Here is a 22,104-nt window from a genome sequence, read left to right as displayed (position 1 = left end):
ATTCTATGTCTCAAATGCACAACCGCCAGACAAGAGAGGCGCAACTCTCCCCGGCTCAACGGGAACTCCTCAAACTCTGGAAGCAAGGAAGCAGGAAGACAAACGATACGCCGCCACATATTACACCTCGTACCGAGGAAGGCCCCGCTCCTCTCTCATTCTCACAGCGGCGGCTCTGGTTCCTCGATCAGTTAGAACCGGGCAATCCCTTCTACAATATCAGTGTAGCCTTCCGCCTTGTCGGCCCCCTGCATGTCGCCTTCTTGAAGGAGAGCCTGAATCACGTCATCCTGCGCCACGAAATCCTGCGCACAACCTTCACCATTGCCGATGAGAAACCGCTTCAGCAGGTTCATGATTTCGTGCAATGTCCCTTCCAGGAACTTCACCTCTCCTCCGACCACAGTCAGACGGAGATACAGCGCCTACTTCGTGAGGAGGCACGCACCCCCTTCGATCTCCAGAAAGGACCGTTGCTGCGTACAAACCTGCTTCGCTTGAGCAAACACGAGCATATCTTGCAGATCAGCATGCACCATATCATCTCGGATGGCGGCTCGATGGACATCTTTCTTGCCGATATGGCACAGTGCTATAACGCGCTTGTCGCCGGGAAGAAGCCTGCACTCGGTCCACTCCCAGTACAATATGCCGATTATGCAAGCTGGCAGCAAGCCGAATTTACCGAAGAGAAGCTTGCTCCTCTACTCACCTACTGGAAGAATCGCCTGAACGACATCTCGCCACAGTCGGGGCTGCCAACCGATACCCAACGTTCGGCAACGCAGCAGTATCGCGGCTCGCTCCTCGAAATGCAGCTTCCCACTTCCCTTACCGAAGCACTCAAAGCGCTCTGCACGCAAGAGAAGGTCACACCCTTTGCCGCGCTTTTAGCGAGCTTCCAGGCCTTTCTGGCACAGTACACCGGTCAGAATGATATCGCGGTAGGCACGGATGTCGCGGAACGCGAACATGCCGAACTGGAAGAGGTCATTGGCTTCTTTGTCAATACGATGGTTGTGCGTACTACGATCAACCCGAGGCTGACGTTCCGCGAGCTTCTGCACCAGGTCAACCAGCAGCTTTTAGAGGATCTCTCGCACCGCCATCTCCCCTTCGATGTGCTGGTTGCGGAGCTTCAGCCCAGGCGCGATATCAGCCATAGCGCCCTGTTCCAGATCATGTTTACCCTTCAGAATACCCGCATTGACACGATATCCCTGACCGATCTTCGCCTTGAGCGTCTCGTTGTGGATAGCGAGATCTCGCGCTTTGATCTTATTGTTGATCTCTTCGATACCGGCCAGGACATTCGCGGGATAGTCGAATATAACACAGACCTTTTCCACAAAGAAACAATCATGCGTCTCCTCGACAGCTGGCAAACCTTTCTTACAGCGGCTCTCGCCACCCCGGAACGCCAGACAGGACAGCTTCCCCTGCTCAATGAGGCGCAGCGACATCGCATGCTTTTTGAGTGGAATACCACCTCACCACGCATTCCCTACCCGGAACAGTGCGACTTTCCCATGCTCTTCGCCCATCAGGTTGAGCAAACTCCCGATAGCATTGCGGTCATCTGCGAAGAGGAGCAGGTCACCTATGCACACCTGAAACAGCGAGCAGACCAGTTGACAGCACTTCTACAGCGGCATCGTGTCGGCCCAGAAAGTGTGATTGGTATATATCTTGAACGCTCGGTACCAATGCTCATCTCTTTGCTGGCAATCCTACAAGCAGGGGCCGCCTATGTACCGCTGGAACCGGAGTACCCTCCTGAGCGGGTGCGCCTCTTGCTCGAAGATACCAGCGCCTCCGTTATTCTCTCAACGCGTGAGCTCCTTCAAACCAGACAACTGAACGAGCAGGGCATACCAGTACTCTGCATTGAGGAACTCTTCGAACAACAACCATCCAGCCCGCAAGCGCCAGCCTCACCTCACCCGGATCAGTTAGCCTATGTCATCTTTACCTCTGGCTCAACAGGCCGCCCAAAAGGCGCGATGCTCTCGCACAGCGGAATGATAAACCACCTCTACGCCAAACTCGATATCCTGCAACTTGGGAAGCAAGATCGCGTAGCCCAGAGCGCCTCGCTGAGCTTTGACATCTCGCTATGGCAGTTTCTTGCCCCGCTGCTTGTTGGTGGTTCAGTCTGCATCCTCACCCCAACAATAATGCATACGCCCTTCATGCTCACGCAGGCCCTGCGCCGCTTCAATATCAACACGCTGGAACTCGTTCCATCCCAAATCCGTATGCTGCTTGAGGATGGAGAGCAGCGGAATGACAGCGAAGCGCTCCCCCTGCGCTGGCTCATCTCAACAGGAGAGGCGATACCTCCCCTACTTTGCCGCCAATGGCTACAACGCTTCCCTGTTGTGCCGATCATCAACACCTACGGTGCTACAGAGTGCTCCGACGACGTCACACACAAAATCATCAGCGAGCTTCCCGATGAGCGAAGCGTGAACGTAGCGGTAGGCCGGCCTATCGCCAACATGCAAATTTACATCCTCAATGATGATTTGGAGCCGGTTCCAGTGGGTGTCACCGGACACATCTACATCGGCGGTCAGGGAGTCGGGAGAGGCTATATTCATAACCCTCAGCGCACTGCGGAAACCTACCTTCCCGACCCCTTCAGCAAACAGCCGGGTGCTCGCTTCTACAAAACTGGCGATATCGGGCGTTACTGGCATGATGGCTCAATAGAGTGCCTCGGGCGCGATGATACACAGGTAAAGGTTCGCGGCTACCGCATTGAGTTGGGGGAGATAGAGACGCTGCTCTTGCAGCATGAGTATGTGAAGGAAGCTGTAGTAGTGGTACGCAATGAGGCAGATGACAAGCAAATTGTGGCCTACATCGTCCCACATGTCACAATGCTCTCGCCCCAGCTCTTGAGGCAACACTTACAGCAGAACCTCCCTGCGTATATGCTCCCTTCCCACTTTGTGCTGCTGGAACAGCTCCCGCTCAATGCCAACGGCAAGGTTGACAGGCGAGCGTTACCAGCTCCCACATCTACATATACTGAGGAGGAATATGTTGCCCCGGAGAGCCCGGCTGAAAAGCTGATCGCGCAAATCTGGGCTGACTTGCTGGCGCTTGAGCGCGTTGGCCTGCACGACAACTTCTTTACGCTCGGTGGTCACTCCATCCTGGCTACGCAGATAATATTACGCATTCGATCGATTTTTGAGGTTGATCTTCCTCTGCGTCACTTCTTTGAGCGACCGACCGTTGCAGGAATTGTAGAGGAGCTTGCCTTACTCTATGAGGATCGAGAGACAGTGAACGAGATAGCCTCTATCTATCAGGAGGTCGCACAACTTTCAGACGAGGAGCTTGAGCATATGATATAACCGATGGGGGTGAGTGCCACTCCAAAACAACAGTTCACGCACTCTCCTTCACAACGCTTTGCCTCTCTTGCATTTTCTCTTCTTCAGGAGTCTTTTTCTGGAGGCGGGGAAAGAGTAGGAGGGGCTTTTCTCTTGAGCTGAGAGCCTTCCGCCTATCTGGACACCCGATTCTGAATCTCACTAACATCTACGCCATCAATTAATAGAATAGAGAGAAGCAATAAAGAAGGATCACACAGACAAACACTTTTTCTTCTGTATGTATCCTTTTCTATCCTTATATCCTATTCTTAGCGATAGACATTCATTGTAATTGCTAACTCAATATGACACTCCTCTTCTGTCCTCGGATGACGTGCTCTTGTTTGCTTCAGATAAATTTCTATTCTCTTTATCCAGATATCTACTTCAACAACTTGCAATTCCATAACTTATAGCTTATCCTGGATAACAAGAATTAGAAAGTGAAATAGTAGCTGGAAACAAATAGCCAAAACTACTCGCCTGTAGTAGAGAAGATGCAAAGGAGTGCTCATCATGGACCGAATAGGTACTATTTTGGGGAACTATCAGCTGACTCAATTACTCGGGCAGGGAGGCTTTGCAGAGGTCTACCTTGCCAGACATCTTCACCTCAAAACGCAGGTAGCTATCAAAATTCTCTATGGGAAATTGTCAACGCAGGATATACAGGCGTTTACTAAGGAAGCTCAAACCATTGCAAGTTTGCAACATCCTCATATACTTCGCGTCTTCGATTTTGGCTTTATGCAATCCCTTCCTTTCCTGGTAATGGATTATGCTCCGGGTGGTACCCTGCGCGATCGCCACCCCGAAGGATCTCAGCTTCCACTCGTAATCATTGTTCGCTATCTTCAGCAGCTGGCCTCAGCATTGATATATGCACACAAAAGGAATTTGATTCATCGAGATGTGAAACCCGAAAATATGCTTGTTGATAACAACGGTGCTCTTATGCTCGGTGATTTTGGTATTGTGACAACTGCCCATAGTACTACCTCCATGAAAACCATAGATAAGAGCGGAACCGTTCACTATATGGCTCCTGAGCAGATTCAAGGTCATCCTCATCTTGCAAGCGACCAGTATTCTCTGGCAATTGTCATCTATGAGTGGCTTTGTGGACAACGCCCCTTCACAGGGAATAACCCTATCGAAATTGCAATGAAGCAACTAACTCAGGAACCACCAGAACTCAGGACGCTCAACTCGGCGGTTCCAGCAGAAATCGAGGAGGTCATATTACGGGCGCTCAGGAAAGATCCGAAACAACGCTTTCCCGACATTCTTGCATTTGCTCACGCATTTGAACAGGCCAGCCAATCCTATCAGGGAACGTCTACCAGGCCCGTCACGCCTCAGGGCCCGCAGACTGCCACTCCCTCGCCTCTCCCAACCCAACCAGTTCTATTTTCTCCCTCAGCGCAACAACCTGGAAATAACGCTCATCAAGAAATTCTTGCCTCCTATGACGAAGCCATCCGGAATGCGCATTACGGCGTCTCAAAAGAACGACTTATCCGGGAAAAACTCAACTATATTAAGAGCGTCGCCCATTCTCCACAGGAGATCCTGACCGCTTATGACGATGCTATCAGGAATATGCACTACGATACCTCAAAAGAACAACTTATCCGGGAAAAACTTAACTATATTAAGAGCGTCGCCCATTCTCCACAGGAGATCCTGGCCGCTTATGACGATGCTATCAGGAATATGCACTACGACACCTCGAAAGAACGACTTATCCGGGAAAAACTCAACTATATTAAGAGCATCGCCCATTCTCCACAGGAGATCCTGACCGCTTATGACGATGCTATCAGGAATATGCACTACGACACCTCAAAAGAACAACTTACCCGGGAAAAACTTCAATGGTTAACATCTTTGAGAAAAAAGGAGAAATAAACCTCTAGCTGCATCATATGCTACTCCAATAGTGATTCGTTTGGTCATCTATATAGTCGAGGGTGTGTCTAACCGGGAGTTGCCTCAATCACATCGCGAAGCCTTTGCGTTGGAACCCATACCTGAAGATAATAGACTCTCTTGCTTCATACTCTAGAAGAATGGCGATACTACCATAAAAATATCTTTTTGTCATTTTTACTTCATTACATCAGAAAAATATAAAACATGTGAATATGACTCTCCGCATCCATCAATAGAGATTACTCATTTTAGCTGTTCAGTACACTGTACTTTGTATGTTCCAATATGCAAATAAGTCACCAGTTCTGCTATAAAACATCTGAAAGGAAAGATCACCATGACTCTCAGGAGCTTCTTCGATCTCGGGCCTACTATTGCTGGCATGGAACACAAAGATGACCCGTTTGTGCTCCAGCGAGCAGAATGCTACCTGCTTCAGTGCGCTGCCGATGCTGGTCTGCGCCTTCCCACTACCCCACAAGAGCTTGAGAGGTGCACGGGCATTCAGGAACACGATGCAGAAACATTCAGTGATCTGCTCACCATCTTTAGCACTTTCAAGCAGCATTGCGCTGAATTCCTCACCTCTCTCTTTCCAACCGGAAGCACTCTCGCAACGGACGTCATCACCTATGCTCATAAAGCGACCATGTTTTATACAGAACTGGGCACTATCATTGAAGCGTACCAATACGCTTCAGCAGAGGACAAACAGCACAAACCGCTCCAGAGGCTTCAGAGGCTACTCAGAAGCTTGAGCGAGAATGTGCCTCAGTATATAGAACGAATCAGCACACTTTGTACGCAATACACCCGCTTCCTCAGTGTGATTGAGCAGGACGAATTTGTCTTTGTGCCTCTCTATGGGAAGTATCTTCTCCGCTACCGCCCGGAGATAGGGCACCTTGCAGACGTCTATGAGGAGCTTGAGAAGCTAACGAGAGAGCTGGTTCAGGCTCACAGAAACTATGTGCGAAGCCATGCCAGGACGTTCCAGCAAGCCGAAGCGTATGTCTGGCTTCCATTGCTCAAAATCTCGGTTCCTTTGAGCATCATGTGCGCAGGTGAACACGCTTTACAATGGCGTGACAGCATACAAACCAATCAGCAAAAGATAGCATCAGCCTCGCAGCAGGAACGCCAGGCCGAGCGCTTGCTTCACTGTCTGGAGCAGGCCGCGTTGTGCCTACGGATGTTCCGAACAGACATTCTTGAAGCAATCACAACTATGAACCGGTTGCGTACGTACTGGCAAACTCTCAATGACCTCATCTCTGAGCTGCATACAACGCTGGAACAGGAGCCCGAGACGCTTTGTAATCATATATGCAGCAAGGACATCGAGATCCTGATTGCAGCCTGGAAACAGGTTGAAGAAAAAGCCGAACGGTACTGTAAGGTCGCGCACATTGAGCTCGTACCATTAGAGGCAATGCAATTCTCCTGGAGCGCGGGACCCAGTATTGCTTAAAGAGCCCCAGGAGAGCCGCCGTATGCCTCTCTCCTCCGGATGACGTTCTCAGCATGCTCTTCAGCAACTTGCAAAAACGCTCTCACACGAGTCCGGGAGACTTCTCAGGCAGTGAGAAGTCTCTATTCACCATGCAATATGCCGTAAAATGTACAGAGTCATGTCTACTTCTTGCTCAGGAATTAAATCGATATAGGCAATCTGACGGTATTCATCTGCTCTTCGCGCTACGGAAGCCCAGCTCTCAATCATATACTCGACATTTGCTGCAATGAGCCGTGCGATCAATTCCTGAAAATGCTCATCGATCTGGCGAACAATCTCTGTCAGTTCGTCATCAAGTGCATGCCAGCTTCCACGCAACTTCCCAATCACAGTTAGCCATGCAACTGCGCCTAGCCACAGAAGCCACTCAACGCAACACCGTCCAGAGCCAGCTCAAGGAACTTGTCCAGACTATGTATACTGAGGTTCAACCCTTTCTTACACGGGTCAACGACCTCACCCAGGAGATAGAGACGTTCCGCCAGAATTGCCAGCGCTTAAAACAGCAACTTGAATCTGCATTCCAGGCGCATCGCTCACAGTTCCCTCGTGCAGGAAACGCTGATGAGGAGAGTGAGCGGGTCAGGCAACTACAAGCACAAGCCCTTGCACTCAACAGTGCCTATGAAAAAGAGCGGGCTCAGACCTCCCAACAGGCACGATATCACTACGATCACCCGCTTGATCTCTATCTGGCAGTCCATCAAAACCCTCAGCTTGCCAGCGAAGCTCAACGTCTACAAGAAGCCTCAACCTAATTTCTCTTCGAGCTGATCATGATAGGCGCTTTTATGGGGGCCTTGATGTCCCTGACCACCTATCACAAAACAGTGCTTTTACTACTCATCCAGATATGAAACGGGTCGAGATCTATGCAGATATCGTCCGTATTCAGCCCGCATCAGCGTCTCTTCCAGTGAATACCCGTACGGTGCTTATTGTTGCCCGCATGCTCGAAGTCAAAGAGGAAAGCATCATTGTGCTTGATGAGCGCAGCGCCGGCTTCTTCCTCTATGCCCAGAAGGTTGAAGGAACCCTCCATTTCTCGCATGAAGCTAACCCCTCAACGATCGCGTGGACCCTGGATCACATCCCTGTGCAGAGCGTCGGCGTGGAAGTCTACACCGAAACCGGAACCATTGGTCATGACCCCATCAACCGGCTCAATAACGAGATGGTCCGCTGGCTCCGTCCTACCCGGAATCTGCTCACCACCCAATTCCAGCTTGCCGCAGCACTCTTTACCGGGCATGTACAGGAAACTCATGATCTGCTTGACTGGATTCTCTTTCTCACCAAAGACATCAGCGATGGCAAGGATCTCTATCGTCAGGCCGAAACGCTCCTCGCACGCCTACTCTTGCTTCCCAGCACGGCGGTCTTTGTGCCTCCGCTTTCACTCGAAACCTATCAGCAGGAGGCCACGGCACTCTTTGGCACAGTGAAATCCTATGAACAGGAGTATGCCCGTTTCCAGGATATCAATTCGGACCTTGCAGACCGACAGGCCGCCGTTCGCCTGATGATCCAGCAGAATAACGCAACAATCGATGCGCACCACCAGCTCATCACTCAGGCCCAGAATCTCTTAAGCCAGGCACAGGAGCAAGCTGAGCAGGCCAAACAGAAGTGCGAAGATCAACAATATCAGACAAAACTTGCTAAGATCGAGTTCGAACGTGGTCTGGAAGAGTGGCAAGCCGAACAAAAGTGGAACGCGATGCGTCGGATGTTCCTGGCTATTGGAGATTTTGCGATCAGTGTGGGAACGGCTGCTGCTACTGGCGGCGGTAGCGCTGCCGAGGCGATTGCTAGCGGCCTTGATGCTCTCAAAGCCATGCTTGAACTCGTCGGGGAGACCAATGCTATCTATAAAGAAATGGCACGAGTACTTGAGAGCATGCAACATCTGGAAGGGCTGGTGCAGGAACTCGAGAATCTGATGAAAAGCCTCCTGACTCTGACCTCAACCGATCCAGATGCTATCATCGAATTCCCTGACTTTTCGCTCCCGAATCTGGATCACATTTCCGGCCAGGCCGAATGGGATGTTTTTCTTGCCGCAACCGATATCTACCTTCAGCAAGCACTCGATAAAAATATTGGTGGGGCGATGGCCTACAAATTGGAGTCCACGAAACTGGGCATCTATGGCAAAGCGTTTCTCGCCAGTCAAGCGGCTGTCGTAAAGGCGGCTCAAGAGCTCTGGCAACTGCTGGTTCAGGCACAAATCAGCCAGAGTCAGCAACAACCACTGGAAGATTACCTCAATGAATTGGAAGAACGCGAGGAGCTTCATACTGCTCTGCTGCAATTGCTCTTCCAGCAGCAACTCAATCAGAAATGCTGGCTTTTCCTGGCATTGCAGAATCTGATCTGGGCCTATCAATATGAGACGATCATTGACCGATTGGAGGTCCCTCCCATCACAGCGAGTGCCCTGGAACTGGAACAAGCTCTTGCTGATGTCGTGGTGAGGCTCAACAGAATTCTAGAAGAACTGAATCCACCGCCTCAGGCAGCTGATCCCCGACAACTTATTGAGGAGATAGAGGCTGAGCATAGCAACTATGATGGCGTTGTGGAGACATTCAAGCAGCATAAAGAGGTGACGATCAACGTTCCGCTGCACGATTTCAGCTTTCGGGGTCTGGACCGAGTACGAGTCAAACGCTGGCGCTGTGTCTTACAGGGGGTCCCAGTCCCCAAAGGAAGGCGTATCTCTTTGAGTTTAGAGAGCTCCGGTATTCATACCGATCGCTGGCAGCATGAGGCCTATCAGTTTGTCGCACGTCCCTCGATCCGCAGGTTCGTTTATGAGGAATGGCATTCAGGCGCAAATAAGACCATTGTCGATGATGTGCTTGGGGTAGAGCATGCCATCTTCGTTGATGGTGAGGTTGCGGAAGAGTATAAGAGCCATTATGCCCGTCCAACATCTTTCACCCAATGGACGCTGCGCCTCGATGATACAGAAGGCATCGTGGATCTCTCTACCTTGCAGTCCCTTAAGCTCCTCTGGCAAGTGGAGGCTGTGATTACTAATCCCACTGCTGCACAGACCTAAAACAATAGGCACAGCGAGAAGAGGCCTACAGAAACATCTTCTCGCTGGATACAGCAAGAATTCCTGTGAATTCTTGCTTGTCCTGCCTTGTCTGGCAGCAGATATTGATAACGCCATTCCTGATCTTGAATCAGGAGTGTATGAGGGAAAAGGCGGAAAACAGGAGGATGTTCCACTCCATGTCCTTTACACAAAGCGATGCGTTTGGGTCCGCTTTCAACTCAGGCAAAGTTGCTCTTTTTGCCAGGACACATGTTTACATAAATCATCAGGAAAAGGTGACAGGAATGATACAACGTGCACAGAGACCCTGGTTTGCTCCTGCTCTTGCCCAAGAAGAAAAAGCAGAGCAGCATTTTCCCCTCGAAAAAGAGGAGATGCTGGCCTTACAGGCAGCTCTAGAAACGGGTCGATATCTTCCCCGTTCGTTCGTCGAGCTTATCGCCTTGACATTTGAGCTCACCCCGGAAGAAGTCATGAATCCCATCGAAAACTATTCAACCTATGGCCCGTTTCTCCTTCCATATGGAGGCCCCTTCGCCTATGTCTTTGGTGGTATCGCGAGAAACAGCGAGACGTTCCTGACCCAAACCTTTCCAGAATATCTCCACCTGGCACGCGATGTGGTCGTTTACAGCACACGCATTGAGCAGCACTACGAGGAAATGGATCAGCTCGCACAGCAGGCGATCAACGCTCCCGATGCGGCACAACGTAGACCACCTTTTGAGCAACTACAACTGCTGCTTCAGATGATGTATGATGAGATCCAACCCTTTGCGCTTCACGCCGCTGAGGTGGAACAGCAAACCACTCTGCTGACCCGCAGCTTTGAGGAGTCTCAAGAGCTTCTGGAGACACGACAACGGGAATATAGCAACTTTATCCGACCTTCCAGCGGGATGAACTCCCTGGTAGAAGAGGGAAAGACGCTTCAAACCCGGGTAGTCGCCTTTAATGCGACCTATCAGCAAGAGGTTACACACGCATCACAACAAGCACACTATCAATGGGTTGAGCCATTAGGCGTGCTCGCTACACCCACTGATACGCAACGTGCCAGTGAGGGGCAACGGTATATGCAGGAAATGATGCGGCTGATGCAGGCCTATTATAATGCGGCCAACATCGAGCGTGCAAAGGCTATTGCAAACCTTGCGACTCATAAAACAGAGCTTTTAATGTCATCTGTTAGCGTGGATGTGGCCGTTGCTGTTCCCGCCATTCAGAAACTACGTGGCCTCTGGACCGCTTTACAGCAGGATATCGCCGTGTTGCAAGCACATCTGGAAGAGAATCTCGATGAGGAAAACTGGCGGTTGATTGATGCCGAAGTACGCCAGGCAATTCTACAGTGGAAAGATCTGGGTCAGCAGGCTCAGCGCTATCTCGATATTGCTACGATTCAGGTGACATAAGCAAGGTCAAACATTGTTCACCCTCTCCAGAGAATGGGAGAGCACTTCTTTAAAGCGTGAGGACATCTCTTAAGTTGGATGTCCTCATAACGGAAAAACTGTCCGACCTCGGTCCTTCGCTGTATCCCGCATAGAATACCAATAGCAGATAAACAGGATACCAGGAGCGATGAAGGTCGAGAAGAAAGCTGCAGCAATTCGTATTCGCCACGCACAACTCATTCACCCAAATATGAACTTAAAACTCTTAATAATCTCCATACATAAATTCCCTTTATTTATCGAAAATATGCTACTACTGCAATGCTGATCTTAACGCCGCACTTCGATAGGCTCGTACCGAATGAGGTGATAAACAGAGCGCCTGGGCAATTTCCTCATCCGTATACCCATCGAAGAAGCGCATCATGATAACCGCCCGCTGCATTTCGGGTAGCGCTTCCAGGCATTGATGAAGCACTTCATAGGTCTCCTGAACAGTGGCATCGTGTGCGTGCCTCAAACTCATTTCTCGTTTGATTTCTCTCTCTGAGCTGCTCCTTACAAAAATCAGCCCGGAGATGTTCCACAATTTTGTACAGGTAGCCAGTCACATTCTGTATCTGGTTTGTCGGAGTTCTCCCTCCCTTATGAAGAAGCAAGCGAACCGCGGCATCATGCGCTAACTGGGCAAGAGCACCGTCATCGACACACGCCACCCCTTCCTGTTTCTTTTTCAGCCAACCCCATGCCTTCTCGAAGGCAGCTTGATATTCTAATGAATTAGAATGAATCATGCTTTTCTCCTATTCTTCTTCTTGCAGAGTTTCTAAACCCTTCCTCGCTTGCTCCTTCTTCCATCTCTCTCTGCTACCCTTACGACGGCATTTTGAAGCACAATAGAGAGATATAGGATATTTCTCCTATAAAATCAATTAGAAATGTCATAAAGATATTTAAAATGTATTGAATGTTACAGAAGAAATACTGAAATGGCGTGCTCCATACTATGTGCACATCTTCGCCAGATGAGAGCAGATCACAGAAAAAGACAGGATGGCACAACACAACTCCTTCTGTTCTGAATCAAGAGGCTCGCGTTCCTCTCTCTGAATACTTCGGTTCTGGGGAGACCTCCCCCTCCAGAAGCCATCCTGTCTTTGTTCCGGTTTTCGCTCTTTCACCGATCCACAACACGTCTTTGCTTCCCCGCTTTTTGCGTTTTGGCCCCCTCCAGCCTGGCGCAGCAGCTAGCCTGTCGAGTGCTCCCGCTCTCCCAACGCCTGCTTTCCACTCTGGCACACCCGATACTCCTGCGCCTCATCCATGAGGATCTGTCTCACCAGCTCCCGATCATGCAAACGCGAGACAATCCGATGGTCTCTCCCCTCCAGCGCCATCCGATTCGAGGTGATCACCGTCGGCAGCATCGCGTTGTAGCGGTGATTGAGCACCTGAAAGAGCTTCTCATTGGCTCAGGGCGTCCGCTGCTCCGCCCCCCAGATCATCGAGCACCAGCAGCTCCACCTCCCGGACGCGCGCAAACAGCTCATCATAGGTTGTCGGCGCATTGGGCGCAAATGATCCGGCACCGTCAGAAACACCTCTCGTTCCCCGGCCGCCAGCCGCTCATGCGCAATCGCCACCGCCAGATGCGTCTTGCCACAGCCATTGGACCCCAGCAGGACTAGCCATCCCCCTGGCTGTTCGGCATAGGCGAGCGCCGCTGTATAGGCCTCTGCCGCTCCCGGCACACTCGCATCAAAGCGCTCAAAGGTCGCTTGCCTGTACCTCGGCACTGCGCACAGCGCTCCTCTGCGGCCCCCTGCACAAGCGAGAGCACCCTCACCTTCGGCGGCCGGGTCTGCCATGTTAAGCGCGCCACCAGCGCCCCCAGCGATTCCAATCCGTGATCTCGTCGTTCCATCCTCATGCACTCCTTCTCTGGGGTGCTTCACGTTCACGAGCGCTCTACGATTGCGCGTCTGTTCCTTTGACTCCTGCTGGTCCCAAACGTGCACCCGGTCATCGCTACCCATACAGCCACAGGCTCTTCTCCCGCCGTTGGCACAGAGCGCGACGGAATGGTCTACGAGTTGTTTGTCAGCACGCTTCCCTCCTTAGCGTTTGAAGTGGCGACAGGGGAGCAAGAACCACATTACACAGCAAGTTGCCAACAGCATTTGTGGGCACTGCTAGAATGCATTTGGACCAGGATATGAGCCGCGAGCCTGTTCAACCCATCTCAAGAGAAGACGTGCAATACTTGCCGGACTTTGCTCCAACAAAGTGCGAGCAATGCGGGCGTTTTTTAACCTGTTTTTCTGGTAGACTTAGAACTATGAAACGAGCTTTTTAAGATGAGTACAGGAGACAGTATGAGAGCATTTCAAAGTGAGGGAAGAACGATCAACGCCTATCTGGCCGAGCCTGAACATAGCAGCGGAGCAGGGGTCTTAGTCTTGCATGCCTGGTGGGGGCTGACACAGCCGTTTCGACAGATCTGCGATCGGCTCGCGCAGGCTGGCTTCGTTGCGCTTGCCCCCGACCTTTATCACGGCAAGACGACCACAGCAATCGAGGAAGCCGAGGCATTGGTCAATGCGCTAAATCAAGAGAAGGAGCGGGTGCGCGACGATATTGCGGGAGCAGTGCAGGTTCTGCTCCAACACGTTGCGACATCTCCAGCAGGTGGGCGGGAGCAGGACAAGCTCGCCGTCGTCGGCTTCTCGCTGGGAGGTGCCTACGCGCTCGACCTATCTATCAAGGAGGCCGAAAAGATCGCCGCAGTTGTGACCTTTTATTGCGCCTACCCTGGACTAGAATATAGCCGTGCCCGGGCTGCGTACCTCTGCCACTTCGCGGAAAATGACCCTTTCGATCCGCCTGAGGCGTTTGCGGAGATGGAGCAGGAGATCAAGGCTGCGGGCAGGCCGCTCACCAGTTATACGTATCCTGGAACGACACACTGGTTCTTCGAGGAGAATCGCCCGGAGTATGACGCCCAGGCTGCTCATGTGGCTTGGGAGCGGACTATTGAATTCTTGCACGAGCAGCTTGATTAAGCACTCCGGGCAACGCTGGATTTGGCTCTGCTGCGCAAAATCAAATCCAGCAAGCATTCATGTCCTTTGGAGCAATCTTGTCCAAAAAGGCTAAAATGATTGGCTAACCACACAAGCGCTTGAGATAAAGATAACGAGATACAACCCGGTAATCAGGTATCCCGATCATCATTATCTCTATATCTACTATATTACCTCAGTATAGGAGTAATTTCCAGATTACTGCGAAAATATTCTCTGCATGAACAAAAATCCCCATAGGAGTGATTCCCTATGAGATTCGCAATTCTACCACTTAGTGCAGATTCAAGCAAGCTGTTGTGTAAAAGCAAGCAAATATCCTTAGAGATCCTTGTGGTAAAGCAGGTTCACAAAACTGTCCGTTTTGGGGTGACATGCCGCATGTCTCTATTGAGGGAAGATGTCGCTTACCCTATGCAAGGAGAACACCACCAGAAGAAACATTCCATCCAATGGCGCAGGCAAGCAGCCTGGATACCTGCCATCTGCGGATATGAAACATAGAGCCCCACAACCTCAAATGGATAGCAGCCCTCTACCCGCTCACTTGGCCTCTTCCTCAAGCATAGGGAACTCGGCAGCATGAGTCTGGGCCCACTCGATAAGCTCACATAGCGTTGGAAGCAGTGTTTGAGCCAGTGCCGTAAGTGCATACTCGACACGCGGAGGAACAGTCGGGTAGACCGTCCGTGTGACAAAGCATTGTTTTTCTAACCGCTGCAACGTTTGACTGAGCATCTTGTGCGAAATCCCACTCACATCACGCTTCAGCTGGCTGTAGTGCCTGGGCCCGTCCGCCAGGGCCACAATCACCAGCATAGTCCACTTGTCGGCAATCAGATCGAGCAAGCGCCGGGATGGGCAGCGCATACTCCATACGTCAGATCCAGCAATCTTCCTGAGCAATTCTCCCGTTTTCATGACACTCACCTTCTGGTAAGTTATGCACACAAAAGTGCGTTCTTGTCTCAAAGCTTTTACTCTCTTATAGTGAGTATAGCACAAATAGAGAGTTATAACTCTGCTCGCTCATTCTACCAACAAAAGGAGAGAAAATTTGAGTACGAAACCCCATATCTTGGTGATTTTTGGGAGTACACGGCAGGGTCGCAGAGGTGAAGCCGTGGCAAACTGGCTTATGGATCGCCTCACATTGCGCACCGATGCAACTTTTGAGTTTGTTGATCTGCGTGATGTCTCCCTTCCTTTCTTTGATTCCCCTGCCTCGCCAGTGCACGGACATATCGCGCCAGAAGCTGAGCAGTGGGCAGTACAGGTTGAGCAGGCCGATGGCTTTATCTTTGTGACCCCCGAGTACAATCATGGCTATTCGGCAGTTCTCAAGAACGCCATTGACCATCTATATTCTCAGTGGGCACATAAGCCTGCTGCTATTGTCAGCTATGGTGGCTTCGCCGCAGGGTATCGAGCCGCAGAGCAGTTGCGCCAGGTCCTCATTGAGCTCAAAATGGTCCCTATCCGCGAGCAAGTAGGCGTCTCTCTGGTCCCCAACTGGGTTCCCAACGTCTCTGATGCCTCTACTTCGCCAGGTGGAGCATTTCTCAACCGGTCTTTCAATGGCATGATGACCGAGTTGCTGTGGTGGGCTACCACCCTTATTCCGGCTCGCGAACGTGATCGGCTGTCTCAAGACTAACAAGGCATTCGAGCACGATCAGCTCAGGGTGCCGGTGTCATCAGGAGCTATAGAATGGTTGAGCATGAGCCGGTTCCCACGGACAGCCACTATCTGCACAGCTAAACCGAGATCCATTTCTTCCATATAGAGTAATAGGGCACACTGGTGCAACAAACGGTTTGTTGCACCACATTTGTTTTTGCGCTCTTTTTCAGACAATACAAGACAGATTCTGAGAAGGCTGGAGTGAGGATTATACCCTGCTGGTTGCCGGTCAAGAGTCCGTGGTTGAACCACATCGAGCCAAAGTGGGTTCACGGTAAACGCGCCATTGTTGAACCTGCACGGGTTTTGCCCACGAGATACGCACCGAGGCTGTAGAAAACAGAAAACAAAGGACACTCCCTCCTCGACCTTCAGAAAGGATTGACTACTTCCTCTTCTTCGCCTATAATAAATATATCAATTATTAACTGGTTAATCATAGACGGGTTAAATATCATCCACGCATAAGAAAAAGAAAGGGATGTGCCGATGAAAGCTGCTGTCCTGCATACGCCTGGGAATCCTCCTCGCTTTGAAGAGTTTCCAGAACCAACAAGAAGGCAAGACGAGGTACTTGTACAGGTCAAGGCTGCCGCGTTGACCAACCTGAGCAAGATGAGAGCAAACAGTGCCCCCCGGTTTCCCGTTGTGTGTGGGGCGAATGGAGTAGGCCTGCTTGAGGACGGGACGCGAGTATACTGTGGCGGGTGTCGGCTCCCGTACGGCATGATGGCTGAGCGCGCCGTTGTCCCTCGCTCCGGGTGCATCCCCGTTCCTGATGAGGTAGATGACCTCACCGCTGCCGCCTTGCCGAACGCTGCCATGGCTTCTTGGCTGGCACTGGTCTTTCGCGCACAGTTCCAACCTGGGGACAGTGTCTTCATCCTCGGGGCAACAGGCGTTTCTGGCAAACTCGCCATCCAAGTTGCCAGGCATCTTGGAGCCAGACGCGTGGTGGCAGCCGGACGCAATGAAGTGATCCTCTCTACATTGGCAGACCTTGGGGCCGATGCTGTGATTTCCCTCAATCAGTCGGATCAAGCACTGACAGAGGCGTTCGTCAGCGAAGCAGATCACCACTCGTTTGACATTATCCTTGATTTTTTGTGGGGACATCCCGCTGAGGTGTTGATGAGAGCTTTGACCCGTCCAGAGTTCCAGGGAAAGGCATCGCGTATCCGCTTTGTCTCCATCGGGGAGATGGCCGGATCGACCGTCTCCGTTCCTGCCGCGGTCCTGCGCAGTTCAGGGGTGGAAATCTCTGGGAGTGGTGAGGGCAGCATTGCGCGACAGGCAATCTTTGAGACCTTTCCCCAGATGTTTGCGCTCGCCGCACAGGGAAAGCTGCGCATGGATATTGATCCGGTCCCCCTTGCCGAGGTGGAGAACGCCTGGCAGCGTCAAGACACTCCAGGCCGTCGCCTGGTTTTCCTCCCGTGAGGCTGCTATGAGATCAGAAGAAGAGCACGTACCGCAGGAACAAGAAACCGAGAATCCCTTTGTGGTTCTCACCCATCTGCATCGAGATATGTCGCGAGCATTCTCCAAACAGATAGGAATGAGCTTTTCTCGCCTGCTCGTCCTGCATGAACTCTGGCATACAGGGGAAATCAGCCAGACGGAACTGGCGAGCCGCTTGAGCATGGAAGGAGCATTGCTGACCCGGTTCGCCAAACAGATGGAGGCAGCTGGCTTGATCACTCGCCGGGTCGATCCTCGCGACAATCGTTTTACCCTGGTCTCCCTTGCGCCAGCAGGTCAGCAGGTCCTTTCAGAGATGGGGACCCATGCAGATACCTTCGAGGCGGGACTTCTGGAAGGGGTGAGCAAGGAAGACCTCGCGAGCATGGTGCGAACCATGAAGCAGATCCAGGACAACCTCTCCCGAAGGCTCGAACACGATGGATGAGGTATTCATGGCCCTCTCCGGACAAGATCACTTGTCTGCTCGCTCGGCGCTTTCTCGCTTCTTGCTACACTGGATCAAGCTCCCGTTGAGGCGTTGTGTATAACGTTTCCTGAAGGCGGTGGGGATGCAGCGGCCTTTATCCTCAACTCACAGCAAAAGAAAATGGCCCCGCAGGGAGACCTTCCCCACGTGGCCATTTGATTATCAAGCCATCACCACCCCCGTCCCCTTGCAATCAGGGCATATCGTTCCTTTGTCATCTACAGTTCCGCTACCGCCGCACATATTGCACGTATCGTCCTTGTACCGCTCACCGCTTTCCTGGTTCTTCATTTCTTCCATGATATTTCTCCTTTCCTGCATTTGTTGGCTATTTTATGATTCACACCACTTTCTACAGTTTTGATTCTACCTTCTTAATAGATATATTGCAATACATAATCATACTATTTTTACGAAAATCCTTCACATTTGACTAGCCTTTCCTGTTGATTGACGTTCTCTGGTAAAATAGCGAAAACGGTCTTTTATATCGTAAATCAAGGAGTGTCGCATGCAAACGTGGGACGAACTTGTAGCGCATTTTCAAACGGTGACTGATGGGTTGGGAAAGCGAATCGATGAGGAAATCTTTGAAACGGTAGTCGTGTTGAATGCCCTGGGGATCCCAACCGTGCAATCCTGCGGTGGACATCTAGATCAGCGAGGGCTGTTGTTGCCCTGGGTAGACATTGACCCGCCCGATCCAAGCCTTGAGGAACTCCGCCGGCAGGAAGAAGCACTTGTAGATGCGATAAAGGGGTACTATAAGGATATCGACAAGATGAGGGAAACCGGGACCAGCCCGGAACAGATTGAAGAGGTGAGAGGACAAGCGCTCGCCCTGGCTCCGACTCTCCACAGTCTTCAACGAGAGATGCGTAGGATGCAATTGGAGCCTCGCAAAAAATTAATGCACTACCTGAGTCTCTTTTATAAGCAGCGGCTGGTTCCCTTTGACCGCCACCTCGTTCTGATAAGTAAGGTAAGGACGCGCCTTCAGAACCAGGGAACAGCCGATTTCTTTATCACAGAGCCTGAAGCAGTGCAGAGGCAGAAACTTGAGGAGTACCAGGCCGAGATGCGTGAGTTTACGACATTTCTCAAACAGCTCTATTTTGCGCAGCACGCGTCAACACCTACTCCTGTAGGATAAAGAAGTGAGGCCGCGTCTCATTGGGACGCAGCCTTTTCCCTGGTGTGCTATTCCAGGCCGTGAAATACCTTAATGGGAACAAACTTCACTGCATAAAAGAAGGGCAAGCATGCCAGTCAGAAGCAGCGCAGAGCCAACGCAGTTTTCTCACAGTGGTCGTTTGCCCAGTTGCAGAGCCTGATCGCCTCCAAAGCGCTCAGACAGGGAGCCTGGCAATCATGGTCGACGCTGATTCCACCTCGCAGGCATGCCCGATGTGTGGGCATACTGCTAGAGAGAACCGACCGGGCAAGGGGTTGCGCTTTGTCTGTCAGCGCTGTCGGTACAGCTTGCATGCGGATCTGGTGGGGCCCGAAATCTGGTACTGAGAACGCTTCTCGTCCGGCAGGACTGGGCGAGAACGGGGCAGTTGTCACTTGTCCCTGATGTGTCGGACAAGGAAGCCAAAGCAGAGCGCCTGCACCGGTTCTCTGAGTTGTGGTGGAGTTCAGACACAAGCCTCCCCCTTTAGGGGGGTCATTGACAGGTGAACATTCCTCCCTCCCTAACCGTGCCGTTCTCCCTGCTTCGACTCGGGACGATAGCCAAGCCTTTCGAGAAAGAATGCTGATTCCTTCCTATCGACGGAGAAAGGGAATGCGACAAGCAAAATATTCCGGCAAGTTGGCAGTATATGCGAGCCGGCGTCAACAGGTCGAGATCGTGTTCACCACACAACACGGACTTTTCCGACTCCAAAGGAGCAACCACATCTCCTTGCGGGTCTGCATATCAGGCAGGCGGTCAGCATAGTGAGGCCCTTCACCAGTCTATGGCTTCATACCCGGCTCAGTCCCCCCTTGTTGGCCTTCGCTGACATGTTCATCTCGGTCCCTTTTTCATTGGCACCCATTATTCGACTAGAAAGAGCATCCAATCAAGGACAGGTTGAGACTACCACGTCACGACTGAAACAAAACAGGACGTTGCTGCTGGAAGCAGAACGTCTCTCATGATGGAGCAGGGGATCGTCACCATGTTAGAAGTTATAAACCCCATCATCTTCCTTTCTCTTCTCACCATACAGTGGCTCTCTCCACATTCCGAGCACGTCCTCCCAACTCACGCAGCTCCACATTCAACACGTTGGCTCAGCTCTCAACCGCAGATATCTCCATTGAGGCAAAGAAACCGCTGTTTTCTGTCACATTCTTGCTCTGTATTCTGTCAGAAGAGTAGAAAGCCAAACACAACAGATAAAGCAGAAACGAAAAGCAAATCAAAGACAGCCTGTTTTAAAAACCGTATGACCTGACGACAGTATGTCATTTTGAAAGAGCTGAGAAAGGATATATTCTTCCATGAATACACAGCTACTCACCGCGTTTCAGCAGCGCATTACAGGAAAGGTGATCCTCCCTGAGCACCAGGCCTATGAGGCCGCACGACATGTTTTCAATCAGAGCGGAAGCCCGGCTGTCATTGTCCGCGCCCACACCACGCTCGATATTGTGGAGACGCTCCGTCTCGCACGTGAGCAAAAGCTTCCCCTCTCTCTCCGCAGCGGCGGTCACGGCTTGAGCGGTCACGCCACCAATACCGGCGGCATTGTCCTGGATCTTGCAGCATTCAATCAGGTTACAATCCTTGATCCTCAGAAGCGCCTTGTCCGCATCGGCACAGGAGCACATTGGGGAGACGTAGCACGTATCCTGGGTGAGCATCACCTTGCCATCTCTTCAGGCGATACTAAACAGGTTGGCGTTGGTGGCCTGACACTTGGTGGCGGTATCGGTTGGCTGGTGCGCACCACTGGTCTCGCCCTCGACGGCCTGCACGCAGCCGAGGTAGTCACAGCAGATGGTCGCATCTTGCGTGTCAATACGAAAGAACATCCCGAACTGTTCTGGGCTATTCGGGGAGGTGGCGGCAATTTTGGCGTCGTGACTACCTTTGACTTCGTTGCAACCCCCTGTACAGCGGTGATTGGTGGAGCAATCCACTACGAGCCTACCGAAGCAGAAAGCGTGCTCTCTGGATGGGTAGAGGCCATGCGCTCAGCCCCCGAGGAACTCAACTCAACGCTTGTGCTCTTCTCGGGGTTTGGATCTCAGGTTCCGCCACGCATCTCCATTCTTCTCTGTTACGCTGGAGAGAATGAAGCTGCTGCGCACGCAGCTATTGAGCCACTACTTCATCTGGGAACGGTCCAGGCACAGGATATTCACAAGAAACCCTATGATGCAATGCTGGAAGACGCAACGGCACTTCCTCCGGGCCTCAAGCTGGTTGGGCATAACGGCTTTGTCAAAGAGCTGACCCAGGACGTTCTTTCCACACTGGCAGCCAACTACGGTCGCCCGGGCAAGCCAATTGCACAGATTCGCTACCTCGGTGGGGCAATGGCCCGGGTTGCTCCGCAGGAGACAGCTTTCGTCCACCGTGATAGTGAGGCACTCGTGATCGTGCCCGCATTCGCACCAACCACTGTGCCAGAAGAGCAGGCTCAACAGATCAGGCAAGCCGCCTGGAGCCCACTCGCAGCCTTCAGTCATGGGGCGTACCTCAATTTCTTGAGCGAGGCTAGCGAAGCCAGCCTTGCAGCTGTCTATCCTCCTGAGACTGCGGCTCGTCTGGCACAAATAAAAGCCCACTACGATCCGGACAATCTGTTCAATCAGAATCAAAACAGCAAACCAGTAGAAATCACCCTCCGGTAAAGACGAAACCGTGCGGAGCAGCTTTCAGAACGGCTTTTCTTTATGCAAGAGCTTCTGCACAAGCTGCTCTCGCTGTCTCCTCACGCATGTTCTCTCATCTCACCACCCTCACAGGAGATCTTCGTCTGCGAGAGAAGGGCTGACAGCCAGCAGGAACAGCCTCCACTCTCCCGCTCCCTCTCTCTTTTTTGCGTTATAGATCTCATCACCTGATTTGCTGATTTTGT

Annotated in this window: 17 protein-coding genes and 1 pseudogene; 13 read left to right on the top strand and 5 right to left on the bottom strand. The window is 51.7% G+C overall.

Annotated elements, in window-relative coordinates; all coding sequences use genetic code 11:
* The first annotated feature begins 5 nt into the window (after nt 1-5).
* From KTH_RS13990 to KTH_RS13980, 3 genes are all read left to right on the top strand, one after another.
* Nucleotides 6-3,368 carry a non-ribosomal peptide synthetase gene (locus KTH_RS13990; protein ID WP_497619476.1) on the top strand — a complete coding sequence of 1,121 codons (3,363 nt, stop codon included), beginning with the start codon at nt 6-8 and terminating at the stop codon, nt 3,366-3,368.
* Between the two features lie 537 nt (nt 3,369-3,905).
* A complete protein-coding gene (locus KTH_RS13985) occupies nt 3,906-5,300 on the top strand; it encodes a serine/threonine protein kinase (RefSeq protein ID WP_497619474.1) in 1,395 nt (464 codons plus the stop codon).
* A gap of 361 nt (nt 5,301-5,661) precedes the next feature.
* Nucleotides 5,662-6,795, top strand: coding sequence for a hypothetical protein (locus KTH_RS13980; RefSeq protein ID WP_497619472.1), 1,134 nt, complete (start codon nt 5,662-5,664; stop codon nt 6,793-6,795).
* A gap of 126 nt (nt 6,796-6,921) precedes the next feature.
* Here KTH_RS13980 and KTH_RS13975 read toward each other — a convergent pair whose 3' ends face one another.
* Nucleotides 6,922-7,170 (bottom strand): hypothetical protein, encoded by a 249-nt coding sequence (locus KTH_RS13975; RefSeq protein ID WP_497619470.1) that lies wholly within the window; start codon nt 7,168-7,170, stop codon nt 6,922-6,924.
* Nucleotides 7,171-7,253: 83 nt separating this feature from the next.
* Here KTH_RS13975 and KTH_RS13970 point away from each other — a divergent pair, with 83 nt between their 5' ends.
* From KTH_RS13970 to KTH_RS13960, 3 genes are all read left to right on the top strand, one after another.
* Nucleotides 7,254-7,598, top strand: coding sequence for a hypothetical protein (locus tag KTH_RS13970; RefSeq protein WP_497619468.1), 345 nt, complete (start codon nt 7,254-7,256; stop codon nt 7,596-7,598).
* Between the two features lie 95 nt (nt 7,599-7,693).
* Nucleotides 7,694-9,907: a flagellar export protein FliJ gene (locus KTH_RS13965; RefSeq protein ID WP_497619466.1), complete on the top strand. Its 2,214-nt coding sequence runs from the start codon at nt 7,694-7,696 to the stop codon at nt 9,905-9,907.
* A 287-nt stretch (nt 9,908-10,194) separates the two neighbouring features.
* The gene (locus KTH_RS13960; RefSeq protein ID WP_497619464.1) at nt 10,195-11,325 is read left to right on the top strand and encodes a hypothetical protein; all 1,131 of its coding nucleotides are present in this window, start codon (nt 10,195-10,197) and stop codon (nt 11,323-11,325) included.
* A gap of 295 nt (nt 11,326-11,620) precedes the next feature.
* Here KTH_RS13960 and KTH_RS13955 read toward each other — a convergent pair whose 3' ends face one another.
* From KTH_RS13955 to KTH_RS13945, 3 genes are all read right to left on the bottom strand, one after another.
* Nucleotides 11,621-11,833 (bottom strand): RNA polymerase sigma factor, encoded by a 213-nt coding sequence (locus KTH_RS13955; RefSeq protein ID WP_497619462.1) that lies wholly within the window; start codon nt 11,831-11,833, stop codon nt 11,621-11,623.
* Between the two features lie 721 nt (nt 11,834-12,554).
* Nucleotides 12,555-12,758 carry a hypothetical protein gene (locus KTH_RS13950; protein ID WP_497619460.1) on the bottom strand — a complete coding sequence of 68 codons (204 nt, stop codon included), beginning with the start codon at nt 12,756-12,758 and terminating at the stop codon, nt 12,555-12,557.
* A gap of 21 nt (nt 12,759-12,779) precedes the next feature.
* Nucleotides 12,780-13,103, bottom strand: coding sequence for an ATP-binding protein (locus tag KTH_RS13945; RefSeq protein WP_497619458.1), 324 nt, complete (start codon nt 13,101-13,103; stop codon nt 12,780-12,782).
* Between the two features lie 579 nt (nt 13,104-13,682).
* On the opposite strand from KTH_RS13945, the gene KTH_RS13940 reads away from it, so the two are divergent.
* Nucleotides 13,683-14,369, top strand: coding sequence for a dienelactone hydrolase family protein (locus tag KTH_RS13940; RefSeq protein ID WP_111324658.1), 687 nt, complete (start codon nt 13,683-13,685; stop codon nt 14,367-14,369).
* 564 nt (nt 14,370-14,933) lie between these two features.
* Here the strand turns inward: KTH_RS13940 and KTH_RS13935 are convergent.
* Nucleotides 14,934-15,311, bottom strand: coding sequence for a winged helix-turn-helix transcriptional regulator (locus KTH_RS13935; protein ID WP_497619455.1), 378 nt, complete (start codon nt 15,309-15,311; stop codon nt 14,934-14,936).
* A 136-nt stretch (nt 15,312-15,447) separates the two neighbouring features.
* Here KTH_RS13935 and KTH_RS13930 point away from each other — a divergent pair, with 136 nt between their 5' ends.
* From KTH_RS13930 to KTH_RS13905, 6 genes and pseudogenes are all read left to right on the top strand, one after another.
* A complete protein-coding gene (locus KTH_RS13930; protein ID WP_497619453.1) occupies nt 15,448-16,047 on the top strand; it encodes an NADPH-dependent FMN reductase in 600 nt (199 codons plus the stop codon).
* A gap of 516 nt (nt 16,048-16,563) precedes the next feature.
* The gene (locus KTH_RS13925) at nt 16,564-17,514 is read left to right on the top strand and encodes a quinone oxidoreductase family protein (RefSeq protein WP_497619451.1); all 951 of its coding nucleotides are present in this window, start codon (nt 16,564-16,566) and stop codon (nt 17,512-17,514) included.
* A 118-nt stretch (nt 17,515-17,632) separates the two neighbouring features.
* Nucleotides 17,633-17,983 (top strand): MarR family winged helix-turn-helix transcriptional regulator, encoded by a 351-nt coding sequence (locus KTH_RS13920; protein ID WP_497619449.1) that lies wholly within the window; start codon nt 17,633-17,635, stop codon nt 17,981-17,983.
* A gap of 553 nt (nt 17,984-18,536) precedes the next feature.
* Nucleotides 18,537-19,178 carry a hypothetical protein gene (locus KTH_RS13915; RefSeq protein ID WP_497619447.1) on the top strand — a complete coding sequence of 214 codons (642 nt, stop codon included), beginning with the start codon at nt 18,537-18,539 and terminating at the stop codon, nt 19,176-19,178.
* A 96-nt stretch (nt 19,179-19,274) separates the two neighbouring features.
* Nucleotides 19,275-19,689, top strand: a pseudogene (locus KTH_RS13910) (zinc ribbon domain-containing protein); the annotation flags it as partial.
* Nucleotides 19,690-20,518: 829 nt separating this feature from the next.
* Complete coding sequence (locus KTH_RS13905) at nt 20,519-21,877, top strand: FAD-binding oxidoreductase (RefSeq protein WP_497619445.1); 1,359 nt, start codon at nt 20,519-20,521, stop codon at nt 21,875-21,877.
* The last annotated feature ends 227 nt before the right edge of the window (nt 21,878-22,104 follow it).

The sequence above is a fragment of the Thermosporothrix sp. COM3 genome (assembly GCF_059696735.1).
Note: the sequence above shows the minus strand (reverse complement) of the source record. Positions and strands in the feature narration are given on the sequence as shown.

Coding starts and splice junctions, on each gene's coding strand:
- KTH_RS13920 (WP_497619449.1), top strand. CDS start 17,633: ATGAGCTTTTCTCGCCTGCTCGTCCTGCATGAACTCTGGCATACAGGG.
- KTH_RS13915 (WP_497619447.1), top strand. CDS start 18,537: ATGCAAACGTGGGACGAACTTGTAGCGCATTTTCAAACGGTGACTGAT.
- KTH_RS13925 (WP_497619451.1), top strand. CDS start 16,564: ATGAAAGCTGCTGTCCTGCATACGCCTGGGAATCCTCCTCGCTTTGAA.
- KTH_RS13985 (WP_497619474.1), top strand. CDS start 3,906: ATGGACCGAATAGGTACTATTTTGGGGAACTATCAGCTGACTCAATTA.
- KTH_RS13980 (WP_497619472.1), top strand. CDS start 5,662: ATGACTCTCAGGAGCTTCTTCGATCTCGGGCCTACTATTGCTGGCATG.
- KTH_RS13990 (WP_497619476.1), top strand. CDS start 6: ATGTCTCAAATGCACAACCGCCAGACAAGAGAGGCGCAACTCTCCCCG.
- KTH_RS13905 (WP_497619445.1), top strand. CDS start 20,519: ATGAATACACAGCTACTCACCGCGTTTCAGCAGCGCATTACAGGAAAG.
- KTH_RS13935 (WP_497619455.1), bottom strand. CDS start 15,311: ATGAAAACGGGAGAATTGCTCAGGAAGATTGCTGGATCTGACGTATGG.
- KTH_RS13965 (WP_497619466.1), top strand. CDS start 7,694: ATGAAACGGGTCGAGATCTATGCAGATATCGTCCGTATTCAGCCCGCA.
- KTH_RS13955 (WP_497619462.1), bottom strand. CDS start 11,833: ATGAGTTTGAGGCACGCACACGATGCCACTGTTCAGGAGACCTATGAA.
- KTH_RS13960 (WP_497619464.1), top strand. CDS start 10,195: ATGATACAACGTGCACAGAGACCCTGGTTTGCTCCTGCTCTTGCCCAA.
- KTH_RS13940 (WP_111324658.1), top strand. CDS start 13,683: ATGAGAGCATTTCAAAGTGAGGGAAGAACGATCAACGCCTATCTGGCC.
- KTH_RS13970 (WP_497619468.1), top strand. CDS start 7,254: ATGTATACTGAGGTTCAACCCTTTCTTACACGGGTCAACGACCTCACC.